The organism is Xylophilus sp. ASV27, from assembly GCF_016428875.1.
In the GTDB taxonomy this organism is placed as follows: Bacteria; Pseudomonadota; Gammaproteobacteria; order Burkholderiales; family Burkholderiaceae_C; genus Xylophilus.
Genome location: NZ_JAELTO010000194.1, coordinates 1 through 3437, shown reverse-complemented (window position 1 = coordinate 3437; position 3437 = coordinate 1). Strand labels below are relative to the sequence as shown.

At 61.0% G+C, this 3437-nt stretch carries 4 protein-coding genes and 2 pseudogenes; 5 read left to right on the top strand and 1 reads right to left on the bottom strand.

The features are described 5' to 3' along the window. Positions 1-146 (bottom strand): annotated as a pseudogene (locus tag JHD63_RS22030) (IS5/IS1182 family transposase); the annotation flags it as partial. A gap of 38 nt (positions 147-184) precedes the next feature. Between JHD63_RS22030 and JHD63_RS22025 the strand changes: the two are divergent. From JHD63_RS22025 to JHD63_RS22005, 5 genes and pseudogenes are all read left to right on the top strand, one after another. After that, a pseudogene (locus JHD63_RS22025) lies at positions 185-1004 on the top strand (IS5 family transposase). 133 nt (positions 1005-1137) lie between these two features. Beyond that, positions 1138-1788, top strand: coding sequence for a hypothetical protein (locus JHD63_RS22020; protein ID WP_198972924.1), 651 nt, complete (start codon positions 1138-1140; stop codon positions 1786-1788). Between the two features lie 65 nt (positions 1789-1853). Beyond that, positions 1854-2429, top strand: coding sequence for a tail fiber protein (locus JHD63_RS22015; RefSeq protein ID WP_198972923.1), 576 nt, complete (start codon positions 1854-1856; stop codon positions 2427-2429). A 9-nt stretch (positions 2430-2438) separates the two neighbouring features. Continuing rightward, on the top strand, positions 2439-2888 hold the full coding sequence (locus JHD63_RS22010; RefSeq protein WP_198972922.1) for a hypothetical protein: 450 nt from the start codon (positions 2439-2441) through the stop codon (positions 2886-2888). Between the two features lie 8 nt (positions 2889-2896). Beyond that, positions 2897-3232 (top strand): hypothetical protein, encoded by a 336-nt coding sequence (locus tag JHD63_RS22005; protein ID WP_233168535.1) that lies wholly within the window; start codon positions 2897-2899, stop codon positions 3230-3232. Positions 3233-3437 lie beyond the last annotated feature (205 nt).

Sequence of the window (3437 nt, the reverse complement as noted above, 5' to 3'; positions counted from 1 at the left end):
GGGCGACCGCGCTTACCGTCGGGTGCGTACGGTCTGATCAGACTCACCAGAGCAGCCCACGGCACCACGCGTTCCATCTTCGCCAGGAACTCGCGCTTGCGCGTTCGCTTGGTCGTCAAATTCAGGCACAGGTCGGCTTGTTTCATCGCGTCGATTGTCCTCGCGCACTTGCACTGATCAGCACATCGCGGCGCGATTTACGCAGACATTCCTTAGCAAAGAACTGTGGCGACAGCTACAACCCCTGATCCCAGCCTTCGTGCCTTCTGTCAAAGGCGGTGCGCGCAAACTCGCAGTCAGCGATGAAGCTGCCCTCAACGGCATCTTGTTCGTGCTGCAAACAGGCATTCCATGGGAAGACCTTCCCCAATCCCTGGGCTACGGCAGCGGCATGACTTGCTGGCGGCGTCTGCGCGACTGGAATGCCGCTGGTGTCTGGGAGCAGCTGCACCAAGCCATGCTGACTCGCTTGCGTGAACATGACCAAATCGATTGGAGCCGGGCCAGCATTGATGGCTCCTCGGTACCAAGCCCCCGGGGGCCAGGAAACGGGCCCAAACCCCACGGACAGAGGCAAGCTCGGCTCCAAGCGGCACATCGTCGTAGATGCCAGAGGCATCCCGCTGGTGATCTTGGTCAGCAGCGCGAACCGGCACGACTCCAAGATGTTCGAGAGGTGCGTGGACGCGATTCCTGCGATTGCTGGCCTGCCAGGACGTCCCCGTAGAAGACCGGCAAAGCTGCACGCCGACAAAGGCTACGACTTCAAGCGATGCCGAGCCCACCTGAGGCAGCGGGGCATCATTGGCCGGATTGCCAGACGAGGCATTGAGAGCAGCGAGCGGCTGGGCAAACACCGGTGGGTGGTGGAGAGGACGCACAGCTGGTTTGCAGGCTTTGGCAAGCTGCGAATCCGCTTTGAACGATGACTGGATATCCACGAAGCGCTGCTGAAACTGGCCGCGGCGATCATCTGTGCGCGCTTCGTGGATCGGTGGTGTTAGCCACTCTAAGACATGGCGCAGGCATGTAATAAGATGTAATTCTTTTCTTACGTCAGCTTCCTTAGAGTGGATCCCAGTTCATCACCGATGCTGGTGCGGACTGTCTCATCAACCACTTTCTGGGAAAGCTGACATGGCAAAGAAATACTCGATCACCGTCAACAACCGGGCAAGCAACTCTGCTTACCTTATGGTGTTCCAGAACGATCCGACGCAATGGGCACCCAACGCCATGGCCGTGGCCTGGTTCGCAAAATACTCGAATCCGAAATCGCGCATCAAGTTCGAATGGGGAGTGGATACCGGCTTCTCGTGGGCCGAGACAGGTGAGCTGAAGCCGGGCATCCAGTTCTCTGCATCCGAAGTGTTCGACGCCTCCAACGGCCAAAACAAGATCACGCTGGACTACAACGGCGCCTACCTTTTCACGAATCCGGACAAAGGCCAGGACCCTTCGCGCTTCTACCTCGCCGAGTCCCCCAACATCCCGGTCGGCTCCAAGGCTGCCGTCGGTGTCACCATGTCCGGCAGCACCGTCTATGCCGTGCAGGCGCGTCCCAACCAGAACCTGACTTTCTCTCCGCACCCCAGCTACTACCTCGCATACGGCAACTACGAGGAAGGTGACGTGATCGACGTCAGCACGATCAACAACCCGCTTCTCCTGCCGTATCCCACGGGCGTCTATGCACTGACCACCACGCTGAATGCGGACGGCACCTGGACCAACCCGGTCACCCTGGCCCAGGCCAACGAGGAACGCCTGCTCCTGGCCGCCGCCTGACAGACCCTGCCATAGCTTTTCCGGCCCTGGAATCTTTCCGGGGCCGGAGCTGAAAGGAACTCGACATGTTCGATGTATGCGTGGGCAGCATCTGTGCGTTCGCGGGACAGCTCAACCCGGTATCGGGCGACGCCAACAACACCTGGAAAGACACCGCCTGCAGCAGCCAGAACTCTGCGGCAGCGCCTTTGCGCGGAGACGTTCCCACCACCTACGTCGAGGCCCAGGGCTGGATGCTCTGCGACGGGCGCTCGCTCAAGGCCGCAGCCTATCCGGAACTGTTTGCCGTACTCGGCTACCTGTATGGGGGAAGCGCCGACAGCTTCAACATCCCCGACTACCGAGGTCTGTTCCTGCGAGGCAACGACGCAGGTTCGGGCATGGACCCTGATGCCGCCAAGCGTCTGGACCCCGTCAGCGGCGACCCGCGCAACGGCGTGGGCAGCTACCAGTGCGATGCCCTGCAGGCCCACACCCATACCTACAAGGCTGTCGTGCTTGCAGCCGTATCGCAAAACGGCAATGCGGCCGGCCAGGCGTCCGGAGACCTGCAAACCTCGGAACCCGACAAGCCGGCCCGCACCACCACGGAAACACGGCCGAAGAACCTCTCTGTCAACTACATCATCAAATACCGCTGAGTACCCACCATGAACCGCCCCTACCGCCTTGTCCTGCTCTTCGCGGCGGCCGTCGCCCTGCTTGCCGGCTGCCAGACACAAAACCAGATGGCGCCCCCCACGGCCGAAGCGCCCGCACAAGCCCAACTGGGTGCTGATGCGGCCTGCGTGGTCACATCGGACGGGTACAAGCACATCTACGCTAGGCACTGCACGCCCTCCTCCGATGCCAGCCAGTTGCTGCCCAAATACTGCACCAATGCAGCAGCCGCACAGAAGTTTTGCCGCATGGTGCAAAACGCACCCAACCAGACACGCACGGCCCAACCCGATGGGCGCGTCCGCTACGATTCCAACCTTGGAATAATCGTTGGCACGGCAGGTGAGAAATGCGGCCGCCTCATCATCAATTCGCCGACTGACGGAACGGTCGTCACCGAATTTCCCGAGTTTGCTGGCGCACCGGGAAACTGCAAATGAGCTTGGACATGCGACGTGTATTGCTGGTGCCCGCGGGTGCGCGGCCTGTTGACCCCGGCCTGAACAGCCTCTCCATGGACGAACAGGTCTGGGAGAACGGTTACCCCCTCGTCGTCGGCAAGGCCCCGCACGGACTGCTGCAGGACTTCTGGCGGCACTACTACGGAGCGTCCGCAGAAATGTTTGTCGCCTCCGACCAACTGCTGGAACTGCACAGCGACATCATGGCCGCCATCCCCGCCTGCGTGGGCGAGATGCCGGTACTGCGCTTTCTCAACGACCTTGGAAGAATGTGCCTGCAGGCGCATGGGGACGGCAACGGTCTGCAGGTGATCGCGGACTAAGAGCGGCTAACACCACTTGGTCAGAAGCCCCCCGCAGAGCGTTATGCTCGCTGCCCTCATGGCAAGACGACCCGTTAGGGAATGTCTGCGTAAATCGCGCCGCGATGTGCTGATCAGTGCAAGTGCGCGAGGACAATCGACGCGATGAAACAAGCCGAGCTGGGCCTGAATTTGACGACCAAGCGAACGCGCAAGCGCGAGTTCC

Excerpts from the sequence above, each read along its gene's own strand:
- JHD63_RS22005 (WP_233168535.1), top strand. The coding sequence starts at position 2,897 with ATGCGACGTGTATTGCTGGTGCCCGCGGGTGCGCGGCCTGTTGACCCC.
- JHD63_RS22010 (WP_198972922.1), top strand. The coding sequence starts at position 2,439 with ATGAACCGCCCCTACCGCCTTGTCCTGCTCTTCGCGGCGGCCGTCGCC.
- JHD63_RS22015 (WP_198972923.1), top strand. The coding sequence starts at position 1,854 with ATGTTCGATGTATGCGTGGGCAGCATCTGTGCGTTCGCGGGACAGCTC.
- JHD63_RS22020 (WP_198972924.1), top strand. The coding sequence starts at position 1,138 with ATGGCAAAGAAATACTCGATCACCGTCAACAACCGGGCAAGCAACTCT.